The organism is Vibrio lentus (assembly GCF_002875945.1).
In the GTDB taxonomy this organism is placed as follows: domain Bacteria; phylum Pseudomonadota; class Gammaproteobacteria; order Enterobacterales; family Vibrionaceae; genus Vibrio; species Vibrio apostichopi.
Genome location: NZ_MCZK01000010.1, coordinates 17,187 through 41,595 on the forward strand (window position 1 = coordinate 17,187; position 24,409 = coordinate 41,595).

General features: G+C 43.6%; 22 protein-coding genes. 7 read left to right on the plus strand and 15 right to left on the minus strand.

The window, feature by feature from the left end:
* Positions 1–40: 40 nt before the first annotated feature.
* Positions 41–361: a heavy metal-binding domain-containing protein gene (locus BCT49_RS00970; RefSeq protein ID WP_004730185.1), complete on the plus strand. Its 321-nt coding sequence runs from the start codon at positions 41–43 to the stop codon at positions 359–361.
* A gap of 93 nt (positions 362–454) precedes the next feature.
* Here the strand turns inward: BCT49_RS00970 and BCT49_RS00975 are convergent, their stop codons facing one another.
* Together BCT49_RS00975 and BCT49_RS00980 are read right to left on the minus strand one after the other, a co-directional pair.
* Entirely contained in the window at positions 455–1,711 is a 1,257-nt protein-coding gene (locus BCT49_RS00975) for a peptidoglycan DD-metalloendopeptidase family protein (protein WP_102433799.1), read from the minus strand.
* A gap of 147 nt (positions 1,712–1,858) precedes the next feature.
* Positions 1,859–2,698: a tetratricopeptide repeat protein gene (locus BCT49_RS00980; RefSeq protein WP_102433800.1), complete on the minus strand. Its 840-nt coding sequence runs from the start codon at positions 2,696–2,698 to the stop codon at positions 1,859–1,861.
* A 275-nt stretch (positions 2,699–2,973) separates the two neighbouring features.
* Between BCT49_RS00980 and BCT49_RS00985 the strand changes: the two genes are divergently transcribed.
* Positions 2,974–3,489, plus strand: coding sequence for a cytochrome b (locus BCT49_RS00985; RefSeq protein ID WP_102433801.1), 516 nt, complete (start codon positions 2,974–2,976; stop codon positions 3,487–3,489).
* Between the two features lie 80 nt (positions 3,490–3,569).
* Here BCT49_RS00985 and BCT49_RS00990 read toward each other — a convergent pair whose 3' ends face one another.
* From BCT49_RS00990 to BCT49_RS01025, 7 genes are all read right to left on the minus strand, one after another.
* Positions 3,570–4,004: a hypothetical protein gene (locus BCT49_RS00990; protein ID WP_102433802.1), complete on the minus strand. Its 435-nt coding sequence runs from the start codon at positions 4,002–4,004 to the stop codon at positions 3,570–3,572.
* A 143-nt stretch (positions 4,005–4,147) separates the two neighbouring features.
* Entirely contained in the window at positions 4,148–4,414 is a 267-nt protein-coding gene (locus BCT49_RS00995) for a hypothetical protein (protein WP_102433803.1), read from the minus strand.
* Between the two features lie 234 nt (positions 4,415–4,648).
* Positions 4,649–6,433 (minus strand): ABC transporter ATP-binding protein, encoded by a 1,785-nt coding sequence (locus tag BCT49_RS01000; RefSeq protein ID WP_102433804.1) that lies wholly within the window; start codon positions 6,431–6,433, stop codon positions 4,649–4,651.
* Positions 6,427–8,190: an ABC transporter ATP-binding protein gene (locus tag BCT49_RS01005; protein WP_102433805.1), complete on the minus strand. Its 1,764-nt coding sequence runs from the start codon at positions 8,188–8,190 to the stop codon at positions 6,427–6,429. Before BCT49_RS01005 ends, BCT49_RS01000 begins: the two co-directional genes overlap by 7 nt.
* A gap of 211 nt (positions 8,191–8,401) precedes the next feature.
* A complete protein-coding gene (locus tag BCT49_RS01010) occupies positions 8,402–8,899 on the minus strand; it encodes a hypothetical protein (protein ID WP_017105219.1) in 498 nt (165 codons plus the stop codon).
* Between the two features lie 13 nt (positions 8,900–8,912).
* Positions 8,913–11,018: an LruC domain-containing protein gene (locus tag BCT49_RS01015; protein WP_102433806.1), complete on the minus strand. Its 2,106-nt coding sequence runs from the start codon at positions 11,016–11,018 to the stop codon at positions 8,913–8,915.
* Positions 11,019–11,515: 497 nt separating this feature from the next.
* Positions 11,516–12,034, minus strand: coding sequence for an NUDIX hydrolase (locus BCT49_RS01025; protein WP_102433807.1), 519 nt, complete (start codon positions 12,032–12,034; stop codon positions 11,516–11,518).
* 382 nt (positions 12,035–12,416) lie between these two features.
* Here BCT49_RS01025 and BCT49_RS01030 point away from each other — a divergent pair, with 382 nt between their 5' ends.
* The gene (locus BCT49_RS01030; RefSeq protein ID WP_048659117.1) at positions 12,417–12,671 is read left to right on the plus strand and encodes a putative hemolysin; all 255 of its coding nucleotides are present in this window, start codon (positions 12,417–12,419) and stop codon (positions 12,669–12,671) included.
* Between the two features lie 210 nt (positions 12,672–12,881).
* On the plus strand, positions 12,882–13,559 hold the full coding sequence (locus tag BCT49_RS01035; RefSeq protein WP_102433808.1) for a hypothetical protein: 678 nt from the start codon (positions 12,882–12,884) through the stop codon (positions 13,557–13,559).
* A gap of 4 nt (positions 13,560–13,563) precedes the next feature.
* Here the strand turns inward: BCT49_RS01035 and BCT49_RS01040 are convergent, their stop codons facing one another.
* On the minus strand, positions 13,564–14,442 hold the full coding sequence (locus tag BCT49_RS01040; protein WP_102433809.1) for a YdcF family protein: 879 nt from the start codon (positions 14,440–14,442) through the stop codon (positions 13,564–13,566).
* Positions 14,443–14,779: 337 nt separating this feature from the next.
* Here BCT49_RS01040 and BCT49_RS01045 point away from each other — a divergent pair, with 337 nt between their 5' ends.
* The 3 genes from BCT49_RS01045 to BCT49_RS01055 all read left to right on the plus strand — a co-directional run bounded on the left by BCT49_RS01045 (position 14,780) and on the right by BCT49_RS01055 (position 19,082).
* Positions 14,780–16,150: an L-serine ammonia-lyase gene (locus BCT49_RS01045; protein ID WP_102433810.1), complete on the plus strand. Its 1,371-nt coding sequence runs from the start codon at positions 14,780–14,782 to the stop codon at positions 16,148–16,150.
* Positions 16,151–16,619: 469 nt separating this feature from the next.
* Entirely contained in the window at positions 16,620–18,098 is a 1,479-nt protein-coding gene (locus BCT49_RS01050) for a peptide MFS transporter (protein WP_029223660.1), read from the plus strand.
* Positions 18,099–18,299: 201 nt separating this feature from the next.
* Positions 18,300–19,082, plus strand: a complete 783-nt coding sequence (locus BCT49_RS01055) for a siderophore-interacting protein (protein ID WP_102433811.1) — start codon at positions 18,300–18,302, stop codon at positions 19,080–19,082.
* A 147-nt stretch (positions 19,083–19,229) separates the two neighbouring features.
* On the opposite strand, the gene gntR is transcribed toward BCT49_RS01055, so the two are convergent.
* The 5 genes from gntR to BCT49_RS01080 form a co-directional block, all read right to left on the minus strand.
* Positions 19,230–20,231, minus strand: a complete 1,002-nt coding sequence (gene gntR / locus BCT49_RS01060) for a gluconate operon transcriptional repressor GntR (RefSeq protein ID WP_102433812.1) — start codon at positions 20,229–20,231, stop codon at positions 19,230–19,232.
* A gap of 177 nt (positions 20,232–20,408) precedes the next feature.
* The gene (gene gndA / locus BCT49_RS01065) at positions 20,409–21,917 is read right to left on the minus strand and encodes an NADP-dependent phosphogluconate dehydrogenase (RefSeq protein ID WP_102433813.1); all 1,509 of its coding nucleotides are present in this window, start codon (positions 21,915–21,917) and stop codon (positions 20,409–20,411) included.
* A 3-nt stretch (positions 21,918–21,920) separates the two neighbouring features.
* Complete coding sequence (locus BCT49_RS01070; protein ID WP_102433814.1) at positions 21,921–22,418, minus strand: gluconokinase; 498 nt, start codon at positions 22,416–22,418, stop codon at positions 21,921–21,923.
* Between the two features lie 118 nt (positions 22,419–22,536).
* Positions 22,537–23,859: a TRAP transporter large permease gene (locus BCT49_RS01075; protein ID WP_010428786.1), complete on the minus strand. Its 1,323-nt coding sequence runs from the start codon at positions 23,857–23,859 to the stop codon at positions 22,537–22,539.
* A complete protein-coding gene (locus BCT49_RS01080) occupies positions 23,852–24,409 on the minus strand; it encodes a TRAP transporter small permease subunit (RefSeq protein WP_004730132.1) in 558 nt (185 codons plus the stop codon). Before BCT49_RS01080 ends, BCT49_RS01075 begins: the two co-directional genes overlap by 8 nt.

Sequence of the window (24,409 nt, forward strand, 5' to 3'; positions counted from 1 at the left end):
ACTCATCTAGCAACCAATCATCTAACTTACAGAGGCCACTATGATTATTACCACCACACAATCTGTCGAAGGCAAACGCATTGTCGATTACAAAGGGGTTATTGCCGGAGAAGCCATTCTAGGGGTTAACGTTTTCAAAGATATGTTCTCAGGTATTCGAGACTTCGTCGGTGGACGTTCTGGAACTTATGAAAAGGAACTGGAGAAAGCACGTAACTACGCATTCAAAGAGCTGGAACAGAAAGCCATTGAAGCGGGTGCAAACGCGGTGGTTGGCGTCGATATTGATTATGAAGTATTGGGGACGGGTAATGGCATGCTGATGGTTTCAGCCAGTGGCACAGCAGTCGTTGTCGCTTAATCCAACCTGCAATTATCTATAAACACTTATTCCAACCTTCGGTCTTTCATCACCGAAGGGTTGGAATAAATATAAGCTGAGACTGAGTTTGATTTAACTCGTTGTGCCTTGTTGCTCAGAGATGATGCCATCAAAAGACGCAATTCGAGCAAGGAATGCACCCTTGTCTTTCGGCAATATAGAGCTTGCCAAAGGTAGGTCAGCCTTCATCGAGTCGACCGCTTTGCCACGTACTAACACCTCAAAATGTAGGTGAGGCCCAGTTAAACGGCCGGTTGCACCCGATAGCGCTATCTTCTGACCGCGTTTAACCTGTTGCCCTTTCTTCACCAAGAAGCGGCTCAGGTGCAAATAACGAGTTGTGTAAACACTGTTATGCTCAATCACCAGATACTTTCCTGCGTAAGGGTGGTCACGAAGCGCCACAACCCTTCCGTCTCCGGTTGAATAAATCGGTGAACCCACAGGTGTCGCGAAATCAGTGCCATTATGTGGTGATATACGCCCAGTCACAGGGTGCTTGCGGAACGGATTGAATGGCGAAGTAATTCTTCGGAATTGTTTATCTATCGGGTATCGATTGAAAGCTTGCTCAAGGCTATTGCCTTCTCGGTCATAGAAACGTCCATCCGGAGCAAGAAAAGCCGCCACTTCCCTATTTCGTAACTTAATTGAGATCCCTTGCACTTCAGTCTTACCCGTTAAGTGATCTTCCGTGTATTGCTCTTTAACCAACACATTAAAGCTGTCACCAGCTCTGAGCTCTTTGGAGAAGTTGATTTTATCTTTCAGCGTTCGAGTGATATTGGCTATCTGTGCAGTCGTCAAACCCGCTCGATGAGCCGACATCGAAAAGCTTCCTGTCACCGCACCTGCGTACAGTTTTTCTTTCCATTCACCAGGAGTTTCTATGAATTGATAACTGAACGTGCCGTCATCATTTTTTGTATAAACAGCCTGTTCAACCAAGCTTTCGTGGAAGATCAACTCGACGAGCTGCTTCGTTTCACTGTCCAAAAGTAGTTCTAGGTGATCACCTGGTTTAATAGTATCCAATTTTAACGACTCAAGATCCGCTTCCAGCACCTTTTGAACGGTTCCATAAGGCAGTTGCCATGATGAAAATACGTTACTAAGCGTATCGCCAACCTTTACGAAGTAATGGATTTTAACCAGTGAGCTTGGCTTAACGTGTGGTTCAGCGCTTTCCTCATCAGAAACCTGAGAGTTTTGATAAGGTGTTATTTGAATTGAGATATCTTTTGCAGGCTCAGGTTGAAAAGAGAGCAAAGCGGCAAGTGAAAATGCGCTGATCGCAGTAATGATCAGGCCAGTGCGAAGGAACTTCATAAAAATACTTAACGGTTATAACAATGAATCTTTCAGATGTTATAACATAACAATAAGTTCAATAGAATAAACAAAATGTAAGAAACCGTTCCGTAAAAATGGTGAAAAGTATGGTGAGCGTGCAAAGCTCACCATGTCATCAAACAACTATTCTACACACAGAGCTTCAAAGCGTTCTAAACCTCTCAGCATCTCAAAATCAGGCTCTTCTGCCAGAAGTTCTCTCATTGAGCCACTGGCTGCAATAGAACGCTCTAAGTCATCTATTGCCTGACCTTCAGCACCTAATCTTGCGTAGGCACAAGCACGTTGGTACAGAGCGTGTGCATTCTGGTCATCCACTTCTAATACACGATTACATAAACTCATTGCCCAATGGTATTCTTGCATGTCCATTGCCGCATCGGCTTTATAAGTCAGCGCTTCCAAATCACCGGGACGGACTTTTAAGATCTCATCGTAAATCTCAATTTTCTGCTCAGCGGTCTGCGCGTTTTGTGCTCTTAGCCATAAATTGTGAATCTCATTGATGATCTCAATCTCTCGGTTATTTTCAGAGATGATTCGAGTTTTCCTTTTCAGATCCCTTTCAAGTACATTAAATTTCTTTTCGTACTCTTGAGCGATAGAATTCAATCGCTGGTCAGCCATCTCTTTGGTTGTGTGTTTGAGTTCTTTCAGTGATTGCCACCCGACCAATGCAATAAGTGAAGCGACGCCCGCAATAATGTAGAAGAAATAAGTCACCGTAACATTGGCGTAATTCAACGACTTATCTGCGACGGTGAGTTCACGATCGGTCATTTGAATCGTTAAACGCCTTTCGAGATCTTGTTGCTCCATGCGTAATTGCTTCAACTCATCCAAGATATAGCGTTCCATCAATGGTCTATCCAAATACTCTTGATCTGAGTACTTAACCTCTTCGTTTGCAAAACTCATGGTCGTGAACATTGAGATAACTGCAATCAATAAGATTCGAAGCATTATACATTCCTTATATATTTAGCTTTAAACTAACTGTATCTCGTTATAGGCATACAAGCTAGGAAGTCGGCAAGTTTGCCTTGTCTGTATTGGAATTAACACTCTAAAACATCATTGATAATTATAAAACACCTGAAGCAACATCATTAATTTATAATTAAGGAGAATACGGCGTATTACTGTTCGATATAATTAATTCGCGATGCAAATATACTAAAAGCTAGTTTTGGCATCTATTTGAAAATTATTGTTATAACGATCAGAACGAGGTTAATTTGAATAATCCACGATACGATTTACTAAGCCGTGTGCTGCACTGGGTGATGGCTTCTGTGATCATCTATGCAACTATCGCAGGGTATGTGATGCACCTTGTCACCGGCAATCCAGAGCTATTTTCTTTCCTGTCAGTGCTTAACATGTCGCTGGCTACTGTCGCGACTCCTTTGTTGGCAATACGATATGTATGGAGTCACTTTAGAACCTCACCGCCCATGCCTTCATCTGTGGCTGTTGGTCAAATATGCATTGCCAAGCTCGCCCATTCACTCATGTATCTCGTTATGTTCATTGTTTTCAGCACCGGTTATTTAATGCTTAAAGAGCCCTATTCATTATTTTGGCTGACAACCGTCGACAACCTAATAACCGACCCCGCAATCAACAGCTTCTTTTTCTATTTACATCGTGCCAGTTGTATTGCCCTTGCTTGTTTGATCCTCTTGCATATTAGTGCCGCGCTCAAACATCACTTTGTCTCTAAGAATTACGTGTTGAAGATGATGATCTAGATTTAATAATTCAAACTTTTGAGCACAAACAAAAAAGCCACAGCGTGTAAGCTATGGCTTTATTCAATCTATTTAAGTGCTCAGTTCTTTTGAGTATCGAGCATCACTTGCCAATATTCACATTTGGCTAAGAACTCTTTTAAATAGAGCTCTGGATTTTCAAGTTTTTCGCCGCCTTTTACATCAGCGCCGGTCACTCGCCAAAAGCTGCGGGTAACGAGATTACGATGATAAATAAAATCGCTGATTTCATTTTTTTGCAAAGGAAGTTGTTCACCAAACTTTTGCACGTACAAACTCAGCGTTGCGTCTTGCTCACTTGGTTTCTCTCTTAGAAAGGTATCCAAGTCCAAACCTAGTTGATGTTGCGCTTCCTTTGGTAGTGCTTTAGCTAACTTAGAGATAACACTGAACAGAGCCAACTCAACTTTTTGAGACGCTAATAACGATGCACCTAAAAGCGCATGTTCATTGGAGATATGTTGCTCTGTTGATGAAACGGTCGCTGTTGTCACTGTGTTAACCTCAAATAATCATAACGGGTGTTACTGAACTCGGTTCTTTTTGCTGAACTTAGAGTATGACGAGAAAGAGCGCGGTATGGCTTAGTCGCTTTTACTGGGCTGAATAGAGTCTTGCAGCTAAGCAGAGTTTTTAGCTAAGCCGAATCTTTTAGCAGAACGCGCTCAGCATCAATAATGGTGAAGCCCGATGCGTCTTCATTCTTCTCGACTTGCACTAAGCCTTTAAAACCAGTTTGCGACAACTTCTTCGCAAGCTGATCCGGTGCTGTTTCAAACACAACGTTCATAAAAGGCAAAGATTCAGCATCAACAAAACCATGCTCGTTAAACAGCTCCATTGCTTGAGATAAATGGTCTGAGTCGGTTAATTCAATAATTTCTACAACTTCTTCCAACAACATCTTCGATTCCATATTCGCCAGAAAGTGACTGACACAAGCAGGTTCGTCTTGCTCGCATACATCCCGATGCCCTAAGACACCCCTTTAGTAGTAGGGAGATCATAACATATTAATATTCGTAAAATATGTTTTATTTTCCCTAAGCTACTGGGAATACTAGAAAAGCATAGAAGCTGATTAAGCATAAGCCGCACCCATTCGACTTGTCGAAGCGGTAGCCCTGACTTGAGGTGATCAGGCTACCGTCACTTGAGAATCACTCGTTTCTACAATCGATTCTTGTAGCAAACCAGCATAAATACCATTGTGTGCGACCAATTGTTGATGGTTACCTTGTTCGACAATTTCACCCTTTTCCAATACCAAAATCGTATCAGAGTGGCGAACGGTACTCAGACGGTGCGCAATCGCAATCACAGTTTTTTCCTTGAAAAGACGCTGCATCGCTCTTTGAATGAGATCTTCGGTGATTGAATCTACCGAGCTGGTTGCTTCATCAAGCATCATCAGTTGCCCGCCTTGTGCGACCGCTCTAGCAAACGAAATGAGCTGTGTTTGCCCCACTGACAGGTTGGAGCCGTTCTTTTCTAAATGGAAGTCATAGCCTTGTGGCAATTGTTCAATGAACTTATCGGCGTAAACATAGCGCGCTGCTTGTTCAACCTCTGCTCTTGTAAGATGTTCCTTACCCAAAGCAATATTGAATTGAATCGTCTCTTCAAATAAGTGCACATCTTGCATCATCATTGAGAACAAGTGAGCAGAGTCTTCGCTTGAGATCTGCGACAGCTCTACGCCATTCAACAAAATGCTGCCTTCGTAATCTTGATAGGTTTTAGAGATAAGACGAAGAATCGTCGACTTACCTGACCCCGTTGAACCGACAAGTGCGATTTGATGCCCTTTTCCCAACACAAAAGAGACATTTTTTAGAACATATGGAGAGTCGTTTTTGTAGCGGAAACTCACATTTTTGAACTCAAGACTGACAAACTTTTCGAGCTGGTTTTTGACTTGATGTGATGGTAATAAGTTGCGCCCTTCTTCTTCCGTAGGCTCAACAAACAACTCTTCAATATGATCAAAGGCCGCAAATGAACTTTGAATAGAGGCAATCTGAGAAGTAAAGTCACGAATTGGCACAAACACCTTTTCGAGCGTGTTGATGAATGCGATCAGCACACCCAATGTTAACGCGCCTTCGATGACTTGCTCTGAACCGTACCAGATCATAATCGCGATGGTGATTGAGGTAATGCCCGAGATAAACGAGAACAAAATCGCATCGTATTTATTGATCTTCTTTTGCGCTCGCAAAAACTCATCCGTGTAACCTTGGTATCGTTGCTCGACTTGTTCCTCGGCGCGATACATCTGAACGGTTTTCATGCCAAATAAAACTTCTTGTAGGAAGCCAATACCACGAGCCAGTGTTGAGCGAGTAATCTTGTACATCACACGTAGACGATTACGCACATAGACCGTCAAGTACATCACGGGAGGCATGATAATCAGCACAATCAAAGTCAACTGCCAATCAATGAAGAGCATCATGATAAGCAGAGCAATGGTGTTGATGCTGTCTTTAACCAATCCAACAACAGATTGAATAAACGTCTCACCGATAGTTTCTAGATCGCTGGTCAGGCGCGAAAGAGTCACACCTATTGGTGTATTATCAAAATAGCTACGAGGCAGTTTAAGCACACGCTCAAACAACACTGAACGCATGTCTGTGATGGTGTATTGGCCTGTTTTACGCAGATTATACGAATAGGTGGTGTCGACCACATAACTGGCAATCAAGACCAGAACTAAGTAGAAGACATACTCAAGCAACCCGTCCATATCCCCTTGGCTCAAATGCACGTCGATCACTTGAATGATCAGCCAAGGGAACAGCAGGCTTGTGATCACCGACAACGGAAGCATGGCAACACCCAGAATTGCTGAGCGTTTGTATTTCTTAGCAAACTTAAAAAAGTGCTTTAGATACTTAACATCAACACCTTTTAACATGCTGCAGCCTCCGTTTCATTCTGTTGTAATTGCCAAGTGTCGTAGTAGTAAGCACAGGTTTTTAATAAGGTGTCATGATCACCTTTGGCGATCACTTTCCCTTCATTCAGAACAATGATTTCGTCCATATATTCAAGGGCATTAACACGATGCGATACCACCAGCACAGATTGATTTTTCAAACGATTAAACAGACCTTCTAAGATCTTTCTTTCCGTTTCATAATCGACCGCTGACAGAACGTTATCCATGATGATTAGATCTGTAGGCTCTAATAAAGCACGCGCAATACTTAGGCGTTGCTTCTGGCCACCCGATAACATGATCCCTTTTTCACCGACTAAGGTTTGATCACCGTTTTCAAAGCGAGTAACGTCATTCGCGAGTTGGCTCAACTCAAGAACTTCATCAACCTGACTCTTTGCGAGATCGTTATCTAAGCTACCAAAACGAATGTTGTCTTCAACCGTTGCTGAAAACAGATAAGGGTCTTGAGTGACCGTTTTAACATAGCGACGTAGATCACTGCGGGAGAAACTTGTTACGTCTGTTTCCCCGAGAAAAACCGTTCCTTCTGGAACGTCCAAGTGATGGTTTAAGCAGTTAACTAATGTCGTTTTACCTGAGCCAATTCCTCCTAATACACCAATTTTCTTACCTGCTGGAATATCAAAACTGATGTTATCGAGAATGAGTCGATCCTCACCTTCGTATTGGAAACTCAGGTTACGCACAGAAAACGCCTTTCCCTTGAGAGATTCAACGTCTAATTCAGACAACTTCGCTTCATCCAATTCTGGAACTTGCGCATTGAGAATAGTTTGTGCACTTTGAATACCTACCATGCCACGCTGATAAATCGTCGCGATTCTGCCTAGCTGCATCAATGGCATTGCGAGCAAAACGGAGTACGTCAGGAAAGCTGTTATTTCGCCTAGAGTAAGCTCCTGCCTCATTAGCATAAAGCCACCAAGTCCCAGAATGATGATTTTCATTAAGTCGTTGGCGTAGTCGAGAACAGGCATAAAGAACACCTGAATACGAGTGATCTTAAGGCGGCATTCAAGCAGTAGCTGATTGAGCTTTTCGGTTTCGGCCTTCACCCAAGGTGACATCTGTTGGCTCTTAATCAAATCAATCCCTGATAGGTAACTCATCAATTGAGCAGACAGATTCTGTAGACGCTTCATATGTTCTAAATGCAACGTCTTCATCCGTTTAAAACCAACACGGAAAATCACAAATGCGATTGAGATAGGAATAATCGAATACATCGTAAGCTCTGGCGATATACGCCACATATAGAGCGGTGTTAATGACAGTGCTAACAAAGCATTAAAGAACTGCAGAAAGCCCACACCAAACAGCAAACGAATGCCACTGAGGTCATTATTAATGATGGAGATCAGCCTGCCTGACGCAAACCTTTGGTGAAAGCTGTTAGGTAAACGGTTTAACTTTTGGAGAAGTGTCGTCTTAAGAGCCGCCTCTGTAATCCGCCCAGGGTTCAGCGCATAGATACGAGACAATATACGCACCACAACCATAGCGACCGACATGCCAACCACAATCCAAACATAAGTTTGAAGCTGCTGATGGCCACTTGAGGAGGCATCATCAATCAGATCTATCGCCAATTGGATATAGCGCGGTATTTCAACTTGAAGCCAATTTACGAGAAAAATGAAAACTATCGCCAACAAATAAGAAGTGCGATTCATACGCAAATAGTGGGCAATAAACTGTCTTTTATTCATGGAATTCTTTCTTTGAGGACGGGTTCGCGGCTGTACCATGGATTCATCAGGAGCTTGGTACATTCTCAGGTTTAAAGGTACACCAAAAAGACATAGTTGACAATATCAACCAAATTGATATTTTGATCGTTCCGTTGTTTTTCAAGGCTACAAAAAGAAAATTTGCCGCCAAAATGGCGGCAAATATTTTAGGTTTGTTAAATGATGATATTTAAAGGACGACGTCCACCTGCCCGTTGTTGATGTCCACTAAACGCTTCACTTCACTTCCCATTGCTGATGGATACCATACTTCCACCCAAACTTTATCGACATGGTTTGGAAGAAGCAGCGTCGTTGAAAAATCGATGTCCTCATTGATCGGCGTTCTCAACACTTGTGAGGTGTAATCAACAACCTCACCATTGAAATCAGTGTAGATACTCATAAAGCCTCGTGAGCTCTGTGAGCTTGCTACATCAACGGTTACAACAACCTCCCTCTCGGTAGAGAAGTCAAAACCTTCTGGTACGGATAGCTCTACTGATTTCAGCGCTTGTGCAGGTGCAACGCTAGAGGTAACCGCGTTACTACCGCCAGCAGGAGCGCTACTCGGCGGAGCAACGGAACTTGGCGATGAAGTAGTTGAACCGCCACCACCGCCTCCGCCGCCACAAGCAGTAAGAAAGACCAGAGTGACACTACTCAGCATTAGTTTAGTTGTATTCATAAATCCTCCTTGATTAATCTTCAGTAGACCAAGTTTTGTCTGAGTTAGGGTTCAAGTACCAAGTTGGTTTTGAAGAACCTCCTGAGGTCGCCCATTCAGCAAAGTCTGGGTATGCCTCACTGATGTCAACGTACTCTGATGGATGATTCCAAGGAGATGAAATTAAGATACCCCAAGGCATATTTTGTGTGGTTTTGTAGTACTTATTGCTCGATGGATCCGAGTCATCTTGCGCTATGCCATAGAAATCACTGACTAACGTACCACGAGTTGTTGGAGGTAGATCTGCAGTATGAATCTCGAGATCTTTCCCTGGAGAACCCGTGAAACTCGAACCGTGATACAAACCTTCACCCGGACCGAAGATGAATGGGTCAAAGCCACTCAATGGCATCAATGAACTCACAGTTGGCTCGCTTCCAGACGCAAACGGTAGAGAAATACTGAACGTCATATTATCTGCTTCGAGCGACATGCTACAAGATGGGTTAGTACGGTGGAACATACATTCGGCATTAATAGGCAGATCATTTCTTAAGTTTAGAGATGCAACAACGACAACGTCTCCTCCTGGCGATGCAACCGCTTTATCCTCACCAGTAAATGGTGAAATATTAACGCGAGTCGCCCCATTTTTTTGTACTCGAGCAGTTTGAAGATCAACATCCGCCTCGTCGAATCCATTGAGCTTCCAACCTAAGCCATTGCCGTAAGAAGCACCATAAGCCATGACAGTACCAGTAATATCCATTCGAAGAACGGCATCGTCTTTACTTAAAATGGTGGTTCGGTAGTAAACAACGACATCATTTAAGTCAAAGTCGCCCACTTCTGGCCAATTATCTTCAAAGGCCGCAGTGTAGTAATTAGAGTGTTGGATCGTGGTCCCTGGGTCGGTTACATTGAAAACGTAATCCTCAACTTCCCCATCACCAACATAACCATCGCTAGGAATGTTTGGGCTACTAGCCAAGCGGAATCGAGTTTGTACTGTACCAACGACGGCATCATCGCCGACACGAATAGGAACAACTTGGCTTCCATCGACAACAGAATGATTTTTCAGTATTTGCTCGTCATCATCGAAAACGCCATTCATGTCCCAGTCAGCCCAAGCCTGTAGATAGCCGCTACCGACTACGTTGACATTGATTAAGCTGTCCAATCCAATTTCTAGGTTGGACAACAAGGTAATTCCATCGTCGTCGTTCCCGCCAAGATCCAAGTCGTCGCCATTGGATGCTGCACCAGGTTGGCCGTCAGTATCAGCATCGATGCTAGCCCCTAAATAAAGCGTTGACGAAATCGCATGTTCAGCACCATTACTCGCTTGTAACGTGCTGTAACTATCAGGCGCATCACCAAAATCAGATTCGTCTGAGCTTTCGATGGGAGTTGTAAAACCGGATAGCTCCCAGTTACCATCAAATGCCGAGAATATAGGGTTCGGTCCAGTACTCGTGGTAACCGTTTCAAACTGAAGTGTAACGATAGAAGTGTTTTTGTAGGTGAATTTAACCGCCCCTGAAGTGTCTATTTCAGAGTAGTTTGTACCTGGTCCCGTGAATAAAACTGAAGTCCCGTCGGCACTCTCTTCTGCCGTCAAACTTGCACTCGCACTACCGAGCTGATAACTGAAAAAACCTTCGCTTTTAAAGACTCGTACTTGTTCAGACTGTGCGGGTTCTCCATCTATGTCATAACCAATCATGTCAAATTCGGGAAGTGTATAAGGTACTGAGAAGGTTCCGGAGAGGCCATCCGTGCCATCATAAAATTCAAAGGTATAGATTAAGCCTGCAGAGCCCGCAGAATTAGTTTGGTAAAGAAAACCAATATCTCCTGAAGGCTGCGTTGCGCCAACTTTGTAGTTAGGAGCATGAAACAAAAATGTCGCATCACCAAACACACTACTAGTCACTTTGGCATCGATTATTTTTCCATCATGTGTTCCGACATTCAGAAAATGCATTGACACCCCATCGTACGTCGGTCCCGCCCAGCTACTACTCCCATTAGTTGATTCTATATGGTTTGAAAAGTCCAAATCCACCGTCGTTGCGTAGATAGGGACACTGACTACTGCCGTCAACAGACAAATCACTTGTTTGTATTTCATAGTAAACCTCGACTTCTTCTTCGCATGAGCGATTTCCTTGAAAAGTGTGTGAACTCTGAACGACGGTTAAATAAAAGTTTTCCACATGCCAAATTAATAATTAAGCCAAAGTAGTGGTTTGTTATTTTGGTGTCGATAAAGCGAGCTGCTTAGTCAATGAAGCAAGAGGAAGGCCAAGTTTCCGTTCAAAAAAACATGGAATTAAGATAATGAAATCAAAGATAAATTTTTTATTTTGGTTTTAAAGCTAGGATTCGTGATCAATATACTCAAAATAAGAATCAAATTGCTCAAGTGTTACGTCAATTTAAAAACCACCGACTTTTAACCAAGATTTATACCGATATAGGGGAATCAAAAGGCGAGCGCTACACTCACTTTCAAACAAAGCGATTGGTGCCAGATACAAAAACCGCCGAAAAGCGCAGGACTCTTAGGCGGTTAATAATTAGCAAGTTTAAAAGATAGAAGCTTGATAAGGAGGAAGTTATTGCGGCTTACAGCATCTCTTTAGCAATCAAGTGCAGAAGATAGGTTTCACGTTCGATGCTCATGCCCTTTTTAGCACTCTCTGCCATGGTTTTTTCATTATGAGCAATCGCTTCATGGATATTCAACCAAACAGGTTTCATCCCATTTTTGACTTCATAATCTTCGTAAGCCGTTTCACCAAGCTCACGATCGATCTTGCATGAGTAGCAGTAAGAGATCATGTGCATCATATCTGCGTCGTCTTTATACCAAGGGCGAAACTCTTCAAAAATTCCGAATGGCTTGATGCTGTGAATGTTCTTTGCGCCAGTCTCTTCTTCCAGTTCACGGACCATACCTGCGATCACATCTTCACCTTCGTCCAAGCCACCACCAGGAATGGTGTAGTCGTGATAACGCTCTGTATAAAGCATCAAAATGTCTTCGCCATCTAACACAATCGCACGTGCTGCATTGCGCTTATATACAGTTTTGTTGTCTAGGTGATCGATATCAGGGTGAATAGTGGTTTTTAGGTGTCTCATGATTCTGACTGCTCAACTGAAATTTGGCGGCATCATATCATAATCATCAATAGATTCGAGGTGCACAATCGCGGACCAGAACGGCTACCCGTTCATTCTCATTGTTGCTCACTCATCACTATTGAATGGTGATCGAAGCGCAATAACCATCAAACCAACACGCCTCAGACAAGAATACACCTGTCATAGCAACAATCAGCTTAGCTTGATCTAACACCCAAAAAGCAGCTAAACATGAAGAAATATCAACCTATTTCAATATCTTGACCAAATTAGGACAACCTTTTCTGAAATCTAAAATATACTCATTTCATAGGGCTTCTAATTGGGTTCTGTAGAACTTAACGCATTTATTTATAGACTTATCACGTAGGAGATACACATGAAGAAAATTGGTTTGATGGCTGTATTTGCCGTTGTATTAGGCGGTTGTGCGAACGACTATGCAGAATATAGTGAAGGCCAACGAGTTTCAGTTGCTAACCCAGCCGCGGTTTACTGTGTTCAACAAGACGGCGAATTAGACACTGTGACTGAAAACAATCAACGCACAACTTATTGTGTATTCGATGACGGCGAGCGCATCGAACAGTGGGAGTACTACCGCAATAACCACGAGCAAGAAACTGAAAAGTAATCACTTCTACTGCAAGTTTCCAACCTCACCGCTGTAAAAACCCACCCCCAAAATTCTATTAAATTACGTAAACTGTCTGCCTTAAGGCAGCGGTTTACCGTATACACACACCAATTGAACAGTGTTTTATTTATGACATTACTCTGACATTAGTAAGCTTCTGCCCGATAGAATGCCAGCCTGTTACAAAATATTACAAGCTGAATTGAAATGAAAAGCCAATCTAAAACGAAAGAACAAACTTACATGTCACTTGAACTCCCAGAGTTCACACTCTCACAATCAACCTCTGAAGTTATCTATAAGCGCTGCCAGACAGCATTGGTCGTTTTAGCGATCAGCATTGTCGCAAACCTTGCACTTCGAATTGATTTTGTATTGTTGAATGGCAATGTTGGTGAGATCTCAGTGACCGAGATGCTGCAACAATTATTGCTTATCGTGACATCTGCATCTTTCGCTTATTTAGCAAGAGAGAAAAGTGAAGTTAAGCATGCAGCTCTTCTCATCAGTGCATTTTTCGCAGTTTTGTTCATTCGTGAAATGGATTTTTGGTTCGACAAAATCGTACATGGTGCATGGGTTGTCCCTGCTCTATTGGTTGCAGGTAGTGCCATTTTCTACGCAATAAAGAATGGTAAGCGCACCATTGACCAACTTGCGTTGATCCTTGCGTCTCCGCACATGAACCTTCTGGTTACAGGCGTAGTGTTGCTATTGGTGTTCTCTCGTCTGTTTGGCATGGGAAGTTTTTGGCACAATGTTATGGGTGATGATTACGTTCGCGTGGTTAAAAATATCGCCGAAGAAGGCATCGAGCTACTCGCTTATTGTTTGATTGCTTTTGCCAGTCTAAAGACGGTTAATGGCATCACAAAAAAGAAATAACCATTTATCGCCACCAGCGTTGAGTCTTATCCTGCTCTGGGTCTAAATATCGGTTCAATAAAGTCAGGTTTGTGTCTAACAGCGCTAGATACTCCCTGACTTTTTTAATGTCTGTAACTGCAGGAGTTTGTTGAATACAGCTTGCTAAAACAGGTCGCAAGGTACCTATGATGCCAAACTGAGATGACTCTTTCAGAAGGCACCCCACTCTCGTTAAAGCCTCTAATGCCAATCTTTCAGGTTCTCGCCTTACGGACTCTAAATCACGTTCAAACGAACCAGCAACAACTCCTTCAAGATAGACGCGATAGGTCGTCAGTACATCCATCAATAAAAACAATTGCCCTTGCGTACTTTGATGAGGATATGGCACCGCAACATGAGCCTCTAGTTGACGATCTATTTGCAGATCCACCCCAAGTGCAGAACACTTCTCGACTAGAACCTTAAGTAAGCCTTGTTCGTCCATCAACATCTGAATCTCAAAAATACGTTGTAAGTGATAGTCATTCGAAACGAAAGTCACTTTTACACTCTGCCCGCGAGAAAACAACCCGCTTTCTATCATTTCTGAAGCCAAATTCTGAATATTCTCAACTGTGTTTGTCGAATGCTGCTCTAGTAAGATCTCGCCCAACACAAACGGCGCTTCACGTTCACTTTCCAGCTTTCGAAAATACTGGTGCATAGCATCCGCTTCAGAGAGGGTTTGGCCTTTTGTCACCCCACCGCAAAATGCAACCGCAGTTTGCTGATTGGACTCTTCTACCAAAAGCTCCGCCAGATACTCAACTAAAGCATCAACTCGACTGATCCCTTCATCAGTCAATTTATTCCCATTAAGTCGCTTACCCAGCACAATAAGGAGGTGATTAATGCTCATTTTATGTTCAAGTCTCGTTTTAGTGATTAGATAGAGTGAATTATGTATACAATATCCAGTAACAAAAGTATTTTTAAATTCTCATAGGTTGCTCGCAATAATGCTCACTATTGATAGCAACACCATATGTAATGCAGGAATAGACGTGACGCTTATAAAGCAAACATAACACGCTCTTGTATTTCATTGCTCTACGCTTGCTAACACAAGTTTCAATAAAAGAGACGTTTCAAGCAAAGAACAAGCTCGACTAAAAATGTTTCATGAAAAGTGAAACGAACAAAATACAAATTTTACACAGAGTTCGTACATCGAACCGTCTTCACAGGAAGTTACTATGCTGTCTATTTTTGACATTTACAAAATCGGGGTCGGGCCTTCCAGCTCCCACACCAATGGACCAATGATCGCTGGGTTTAATTTTACCCAAAAGATTGAATCGGTACTTGATCAAGTTACCCGTATTCAAATCGATTTATACGGTTCACTGTCACTAACAGGTATCGGTCACCACACCGACCGTGCAACCCTATTAGGCCTGCTTGGCAATCGCCCTGATACGATCAAAATAACCAGCGCTAATTTAGCCATGCGTAAAGCAATTGAAGATAAATCTTTAATGGTTAGTGGCAAACACGACATTCATTTCGATGTAGAAAGCGACCTACTCTTCCATAAAACCAATCTTCCACTTCATGAAAACGGCATGACGATCTCTGCGTTTGATGCAAGCGGTAACCTTTTGGATATGGAGACTTACTACTCCATTGGTGGTGGCTTTATCGCGACCGCTGATGAGCTACAAAACGGCAAGTCAGAGTCAGAAACACAAGTTGAATTCCCTTTTACTTCTGCTGATCAATTGCTTGAGTTGTCTGAACAACAAGGACTTAGCCTTGGAGGCTTAATCCTGCGCAACGAAGTCTCGTTCCAAGGTATGGATGTGATTGACCAGAAAGCCGACCAAATCTGGAAGGTGATGTCTCTTTGTATGCAACGTGGCTTCGATACCGAAGGCATCCTTGATGGCGGATTAGAAGTGACACGTCGAGCGCCTGCTCTGCTGAAAAAGCTTGAAGCGAATGCCTCGATTGAAAACGATCCAATGGAGATCATGGATTGGATTAACCTGTTTGCCTTTGCTGTAAGTGAAGAGAATGCAGCAGGTGGTCAGGTTGTAACATCCCCAACTAACGGTGCTGCTGGCGTTATTCCTGCGGTATTAATGTACTACCATCGTTTCATCAAAGAGCTAGACACTAAGCAGTTGAAAGACTTCTTGGCAGTTTCTGGCGCTATCGGCATCCTTTACAAAACTAATGCTTCGATTTCGGGTGCTGAAGTAGGTTGTCAGGGTGAAGTTGGCGTATCTTCTTCAATGGCAGCGGCAGGGTTAACAGCCCTTCGAGGCGGTAGTAACGAGCAAATCTGTATTGCTGCTGAGATCGCAATGGAACACTCACTAGGCATGACATGCGACCCAATCGGTGGGCTTGTTCAGGTACCGTGTATTGAACGTAATGCCATGGGTGCAATGAAAGCCATCAACGCATCACGTATGGCGCTGAAACGCACTAGCAAGTGCCTTATCTCGTTAGACAAGGTTATCGCAACCATGTACCAGACAGGTAAAGACATGAACAAGAAGTACCGCGAAACGTCTTTAGGTGGCCTAGCGGTAATCCACATGGCACCACCTTGTGAATAGTTGAGATGCGATGAAGTGAGTAGTGAGATGCTACAAATAGTTGAAGTGCAATGAAGTGAAGCTATTCGACTAACAGAAGCCCTCACTCAGACCTCATTATTGTAAACTTAGTTTTCAATATCCAAACAAAGCCAGCTGCCAAGCTGGCTTTTTTAATGGCTAAAACCCAACGGCCAATTGAAAGTGATACTCACTTGAAAAACTTTACAAGATGATCCTCGCTAACTTTCCCTATATTTGTTCATTACTTAGCCACAAATAAAAATGGTTGAATTTCACACAGCCATGCATCCATTAGCAAAATCTAACATTGCAAATTTCATTCATGAGAAATATCAATGCACTCATAAGAAAAGGTATATCGAGCAAAGTCCGGTTTGGGATACATGTTTCAGTTTATGTATTGCTAGTAATGATATTATAATTGGGTAATTACACTACATATCAATACAAATGTGAGAATAAAATAATGTGGAATAGATTAAACAAATCAATGATGTTCTGCCAAATGATGTTCGGACTTTCGTTCTATGGCGTCATGGTGATCTTGACTCGTTTCTTCCTTGAAGATCTGAACTACAATGAAGCCGACACCATGATGGTTGTTGGTGCTTTCTCTGCAATCGGACCGCTATTTGCTATCGCAGGTGGCTTTATCGCCGACAAATTTTTAGGCGCATACCGATCTTTGACCATTGCCTTTTTAGGCTTCGCAAGTGGTTATGTTTTACTGGTACTCGGTGCAGCAGCAACCAATGTACCGATGGCATTATGTGGTATCGCTTTAGCAAGTTATGCACGTGGTTTGATGTCCCCTTCTTACCCAAGTCTTTACAAACGCACGTTCAAAACTCAAGAAGATTTTGAAAACTGCTACCCTATCAACTACTCAGTAAACAACATTGGTGCGTTACTAGGCCAATACTTGTTCCCAATGCTAGTGCTTGTTGTGGGTTTCCACGGTGGTTTCCTTCTTTCAGCGGTTCTAGCAGGTGCTGCGCTTCTAATGATGATCTTTGTTCGCAAAGGCCTTGTTGAAGCAAGTGCTGAAATCGATCAACAACCAGTAAGCACGAAAAACTGGGCTGCGTTCCTTGGTCTTTCTGCAGCAATGATTGGTTTGGTATTCTTCATGTTCTCTAACATGGATATTGGCCAAAACATCGTTTACGCAATTGGTGGTGCAGCGATCGTCTACTTTGTCTCTTTGATGCTAAAATCGAAGAAGTCAGACATGCTGAAAATGGGCACTATCTTAATCATCACATTCCTAACCACATGTTTCTTCGTGTACTACGGTCAGATGATGACATCGATGACAATGGTAGCGATCAACACAATGCGTGGTGACCTATTTGGCTTCATCCCTGTTGCTCCAGAAGCTTCAATGGCAATGAACCCACTATGGTGCATGGTCGCTGGCCCAATCATCGCGGGCATCTTCTCTAACCTAGAAAAGAAAAACATCAACTTCTCTACCGCTACCAAAGTGGGTTTCTCGTTCATTCTCACGGCTATCGCTTTCGGTATCCTTACGATGGCAGTAACCACAGTTGGTGATGACGTTCTGATTCGCCCAGAAGTGTTCCTAGCTATCCACTTCTTCTTAGCATTTGGTGAAGTAATTGTTGGCTCTATGGTTGTGGCGTTCATTCTGTCTGTTGCACCTAAGCACATCGAGAACTTCTCAGTAAGCTTGTTCTCTGTAGCAATCGCACTATCAGGTATTGTTGGCGCGGTGTTCTCAACGTCTATTGCACTAGAGAAAGGTCAACAAATCACACAAGAGATCGTACAAACGGTTTACGGCGATTACTTCCAAATGCTAACCGTTTTAGCGGTAGTGATGGTGGGTATCGCAATGGCTGCGTCGTTCATTATTCGTAAGATGCTAGAAGCAGCGAAAGCGGCTGAAGAAACGATTGAACTAGAGCAAGCAAACAGCTAATTCTGCTCACGTTAGCCCGCTCTAATGCATCAAGCCCTTTAGTTTTCTAAAGGGCTTTTTTGTTGAGGTTGTTGCCAATATAGATCAGAGCATTCAAGTTACGTTGCGCCTGTGTAAATAAAAGTAAATGATAACTATTAGTATTGAGTGTTTTCTGGTTCAGGATTATGATGTGGAAATCAAAATCTAAGAGAGCCCTATATGAGCAAGCCTAGCCCTATCACATTAACCGTTACTCAAACCTCAACCATTACTCCAAACATGCAGCGTATAACGCTTAGCGGTGAGGGATTAAGTAAGTATCCAACAGAATGTGCTGGCGGCTACATCAAGCTTCTATTCTCGCCACTAGGCACAACCGATTTAAGCCAACTGAGTGAAGGTGAGCGTCCAACCATGCGCACCTACACCATTCGACAATACAATCCTGTAGAAAAGTGGATTGAGGTTGATTTCGTTCGTCACATCACCACAGATTTGCAATGTGCCTTTGCCGCACTATGGGCAATGAGCGCAGAGGTGGGTGACACGATTTCAGTGGCGGGCCCTGGTTTGATTCAAGGGCTAAATCTTGAGTCTGACTGGTTCTTCTTAGTTGCAGACATGACGTCACTGCCTGCGCTTTCTGCAAAAGTGAAAACACTTCCAGAAACAGCAACGGGCCACGCTGTCATTCAGATCAATTCAGCAGCAGATAAGCAAACACTTGAAGTCCCTCAAGGAATCAAGGTCACTTGGTTAATTGAAGATGAAACTGAAGAAACACTTTCACAGACAGTTCGCAATTCAGAATGGTTAGACGGTCAGGTTTCGATTTGGACAGCGTGTGAATTTGAAAGCATGCGTGAACTAAGACAGTACTTCCGAAACGAAAAAGAAGTAACCAAAGAGAACATCTACATCAGCAGTTACTGGAAACGTGGCGTGACTGAAGATGGTCATAAAGTGTTGAAACAACAGGATGCTCAGGCCTTAGCGAGTTAAAGTTCCTTGCTACACAAGCCTCGATGCTAATTGTTAGACAAGCCTTGATGCTAAAAGTATAGAAAGACAAATTGAAAACGCCCTTAACGAAGCTAATCTCGTTAAGGGCGTTTTTATTGAATTCAATCAAAGAAGCGTAATACCGAGTTAAATACTCTCACCGACTTCAATCTCATAGCCAAGATCCAACTTCGCAACCCACTCTTTATTGCCTTTTAAACGCGCCACAATTTGCTCTGCCGCGACTTTACCTATTTGCTCCCTAGGTGTTAGCACAGTCGCTAAACGAGGTGTCATCGCCACTGTAATGTCGTGTCCGTGGAAACCTGCTATCGCCATCTGTTCTGGAACCTGAATACCACGACGTATACATTCGTAGAAGGCACCAATCGCCAAGTCATCGTTAGTACAGAAAATGCCATTCACTTGTGGGTGTTTCTCAAGTAGCTCACCAATCAGTTTAGCACCGAGAGTAAACGAGGAAGCGTCTTCCGTTTGCAGTGTTACTGGCGTTTTGTTGGCTTCTTGCATCGCATGTTCATAGCCTGCCATTTTCAAACGAGTACGCTCATCCATACGAGCGGCTAAATAAGCAATATCGGTGCGTCCTCTGTCGAGCATGGTTTTGGTCATCGCTCTAGCCGCTTCGAAGTTATCAAAGCCGACGGCTTGCTCAATTCTTGGCGATACCGAGTCCATAATCTCAATCACAGGGATTGAAGCGGTCTGCAGCATTTTTCGAGATCTATCTGTGTGGACATTCTCAGACAGAATAATCGCATCAACATTGTACGAGAGCAGCGAAGCAATGCTTTGTTCTTCCAGTTCAGCGCTATAGCCATAGTGAGCAATCATGGTTTGATAACCCGCAGGTGCGGTGACTTGCTCGATACCACGGATAACCTCAGCAAAAACTTGGTTGGTTAACGAGGGAACCAGCACGCCAATGGCATTACTCTTGGCATTGGAAAGGATGTCTGGCGCACGGTTAGGGATATAACCCAGTTCATCGACTGCAGCGTTGATCTTGTCTCGTAGTGCTTCTGATACTTGAGAAGAATCTCTCAGACAGCGACTGACGGTCATTTTAGTGACACCAACTAGGTTGGCAACATCTTGTAATGTGGGACGTTTTTTCTTATTCGACATAATTAATAGTTATTATTTTTGGTTATGTTACTGGTAACAGTGTATCCAACTGACTTGGAATTTGAAGCCTTATCTAACAAAAGGTTGATACCGCGACAAGAACATAAAAACAGATATATTTAATGCTGCTTACTGTTCAAACAATAACGCCCTCATTGCGAGGGCGTTATACATCATTTAAGCGTTAACTTTTACTTCAGTTCTTGGAGACTGACTCCAAGTTACATGGAATTTTTCAGCCTCATCTCTATCGACTCGCGAATAAGTATGAGAGCCAAAAAAGTCACGTTGCGCTTGCAATAGATTCGCTGGTAGCACTACACAGCGAAGAGAATCAAAGTAGCTTAATGCTGAACTAATTCCCGGCATCGGCACACCATACAAAGCGGAATTAGCAACGGCGATACGCCAAGCAAGCTCACGCTCCTCCACCTGTTTGATGAAAGCCTCATCAAACAACAGATTCGCTAGCTCACTATTTTGTTGGTAAGCCGACGTGATACTTTGCAAGAAAGCAGCACGGATAATACAACCCGCTCGCCAAATCTTAGCTATTTGGATGAAATCGAGATTCCAGCCTTCTTTGTCGGACGCTGTTTTTAGTAAATCAAAACCTTGCGCGTAAACAGACAACTTGGCGCAATATAGAGCATCGTGAAGCTCAGAAATAACCTCTGTTTTATCCAACTGGCTGGCATCAGCAACATTACCTTTAAGGAGCTTGCTGCCTTGAACGCGTTGAGATTTTTGACCGCTCATCGCACGAGCATAAACCGCCTGAGCAATTGTTGGGGTTGGACACCCTTCTTGCAGGCTGTTAACTGCTGTCCACAATCCCGTGCCTTTTTGTCCCGCTTTATCAAGCACAACATCAACAAATGGCTTACCCGTCATCACATCTTCTTGCTGAAGAATGTCGGCACTGATTTCCATCAGGTAACTATTAAGTACACCATTATTCCATTGCTCAAAGACTTGCCCAATCTCTTGAGCTGGCATTTCAAGCACATCACGCATGAAATGGTACACTTCGCAGATAAGCTGCATGTCGGCATACTCAATACCATTGTGAACCATCTTAACGTAATGCCCAGTACCCGAAGGTCCAACATAAGCAGCGCATGCTTCACCCGCTTCAAACTGGGCGACAGGTAAACCGTTCGCATCGACTTTCGCAGCAATCGCTTCCCACATCGGCTTCACATACTGCCAAGCTGATTGGTCGCCACTCGCCATGAGCGCTGGGCCAACGCGGGCACCCTCTTCACCTCCAGAAACGGCGGTACTGAAGAAGCGAAGCTTGCCTTGGTAGCTCACTTCACGCGCCTCGGTATCTGTCCATAAGCTGTTGCCTGTATCGATAACAATATCGTCGCTTTCTAAACCTGCATCTAGCAAGCTATTCACGACGATATCAACGGGCTTCCCTGCAGGAACCGACAACGCAATGACACGCGGTTTCGCTAATCCTTGCAACATATGTTCAAGGCTAGTGCCTTTAGTGAGCTGACCTTTACCAGTAAACGATTCATTAAGCTCCTTCGCTTCTGAACTGGCGCGATCAATGTTTTCTATATTCAAATCAAAGCCAGCAACGTTAAAGCCGTTATCAAGTAGGTTGAGCGCTAAGCTTTTGCCCATCACTCCTAAACCAATCATCGCGATGTCATTTTTTATCTGAGTCATGGTTTAGCCTATCTGCTTAATTTGTTTAAGTGCGCTTGCAACCACGTGCTCAACATCTTGCGAGATATCGACAAATAACGCCTCATCTAGCTCAGGTTCAACCAAGGTTTCAAACTGGCTTTTCAACATCTCTTGACCATTAAAATAATGATTTTCACGAGCTTTATGACGATTCCAAATCGTATCGAAACTGCCCTGTAGGTACACAATCACCAAGTCTTCGTTATTCTCACGTAGAATGTCGCGATATTGAGGTTTCAATGCAGAGCAGGCGATCACCGCACTTGGTTGCTCAATATATAGCTTATTCAGTGTTTCCAGCCATCCTTGACGATCATCGTCTGTCAGAGGAATACCTTGACGCATCTTTTCTACATTGCTTTGGGGATGGAAGTCATCCCCATCAAAAAACTGAAGCGTTAATGCTTCTGCGATACGGCTACCAATAAGGCTTTTTCCGCATCCAGATACGCCCATCACGAGTATTTTTTTGCTTTTCATAAGGCAAGCCTTCCCTAAGCCCCAACCAAAACTGGGGCTGACAATCGAATCTAATAGTTAAACTTGTGTTGCTGATGATCGGTCCCTGAACGCTAAATTTGCTCAGGAACCTTCGCCGTTATTGCCACCAAAGTGCTAGCTGAGGGAAGATAATAACCAGTGCCAGAACCAGAACTTGAAGTGCAATGAACGGCAGTAGTGAAGAGAAAATCTCACCCAAACTGATGTCTTTTGGTGCTACCGATTTTAGGTAGAAAGCCGCAGGACCAAACGGTGGTGACAAGAACGACACCTGCATGTTTAGGCAGAACACCACACCAAACCATACTGGGTCAAAACCAAGGCCAGTGATGATTGGTACGAAGATTGGCATTGTTAGAAGTGCTACACCGACCCAGTCAAGGAACATGCCTAGAACCAGTAAGATAGCCATCATGATTAATAGCGTTACTGTCGCGTTACCGCCACTGAGCGCAAGGATGGTTTCTTCAACAAAGTCAATACCGCCCATCAGGTTGTAGATTCCAACCAATGCACTTGCACCGATACCAATCCACATGATCATGCCGCAGGTACGCATGGTTGCGATGGCACTCTCTTTCAACATGCTGAAGTTCAGCTCACCACGGATCAGCGCACTGATCATGATGCCGACCACACCCAAAGCAGAAGCTTCTGTTACTGAAGCGATACCGGTGTAGATACTGCCCAACACCGTTGCTACAGAGAGCAGTGGGAAGAACAGAGCCTTGAAGTAACTAGGCTGATTTGCAATGTCTTCTTCTGTCTCATCATCACTTGGAATTGGCGCAAGAGAAGGATTCAACTTACAGCGAATCAATACGTAACCGATGTAACAACCCGCAAGGATAAACGCAGGCAAGAAAGACGCTTTGAACAGGTCGCCAATCGATACGCTGGCTGTCATGCCGTAAATGATAAGTACGATACTTGGTGGAAGCATGGTTCCAAGTGCGCCGCCCGCACAAGTTGTACCGATAGCAAGCTTACGGTCATAACCCAAACGAAGCATTTGAGGCAGTGCAAGAATACCTAGTAGTACAGTTTCACCACCGATAACGCCCGACATGGAAGCCAATAACACGGCTACCAATAACGTCTGTACTGCAACGCCACCACGAACCTTGCGGCCAACGGATTTCATTGCATCAAACAGGTCACGTGCGATACCCGAACGGTCTAATAAAGCCGCCATCAATACGAACATGGGAACCGCGAGGAATACATAACCAGAAGCAAAGCTGTAAGTTCGGCTTGCAATCAAAGGCAATGCATCAGGACCAAACCAACATAGGGTGAAGAAAATCGCCACGAAGCCTGTTACGAAGGCCAGCTGCATACCAGTGAGTAGCAAGCCAATCATCATAACCAGCATGAGCAAACTGCCCCACGCGATACCAATAGAAGATAAATCAAACATCGTCATTCTTCCTTAGACCCATCAACTCTTGGATTAGGTGCAATACAAACTGGACAACAAGAACACACAAAACGACAAAGATCAGGCCTTTCAACAACGCAGGATAAGGCGCGTTTAACACTGAACCTGATGTTTCAAGGCGGAATTCACCCCAAGGTGCAAACCACGCTTCTTCCGCAGTGAAGTAAGCCGCATAAGCGAGCATGCCAGCAAAGGCCAAACCAACAATGTGGTGAACAAGATTAAGATATTTGCGTGCTTGGTTAGACACCGAATCGTAGATAAGAACCACACGTACATGCTTATTCGCAGCAAACGCGTAGATACCACCAATAATGAATAATGAACCACCGATGAAAGAAGCTGTTTCATGTACCCATGTGGTCGGGGCATCAAATGCGTAACGCATCACAACTTCATAAAATGAAATCAATACAGTAAAAATAAACAACCAGCTAACGAGATTACTGAACTTTATAACAAAACGATCAAGCGCATTTCTTGGTTGCTCGTCGTTTTCAGCTGGGGCGTGGGGGATTTTATCGGTCAT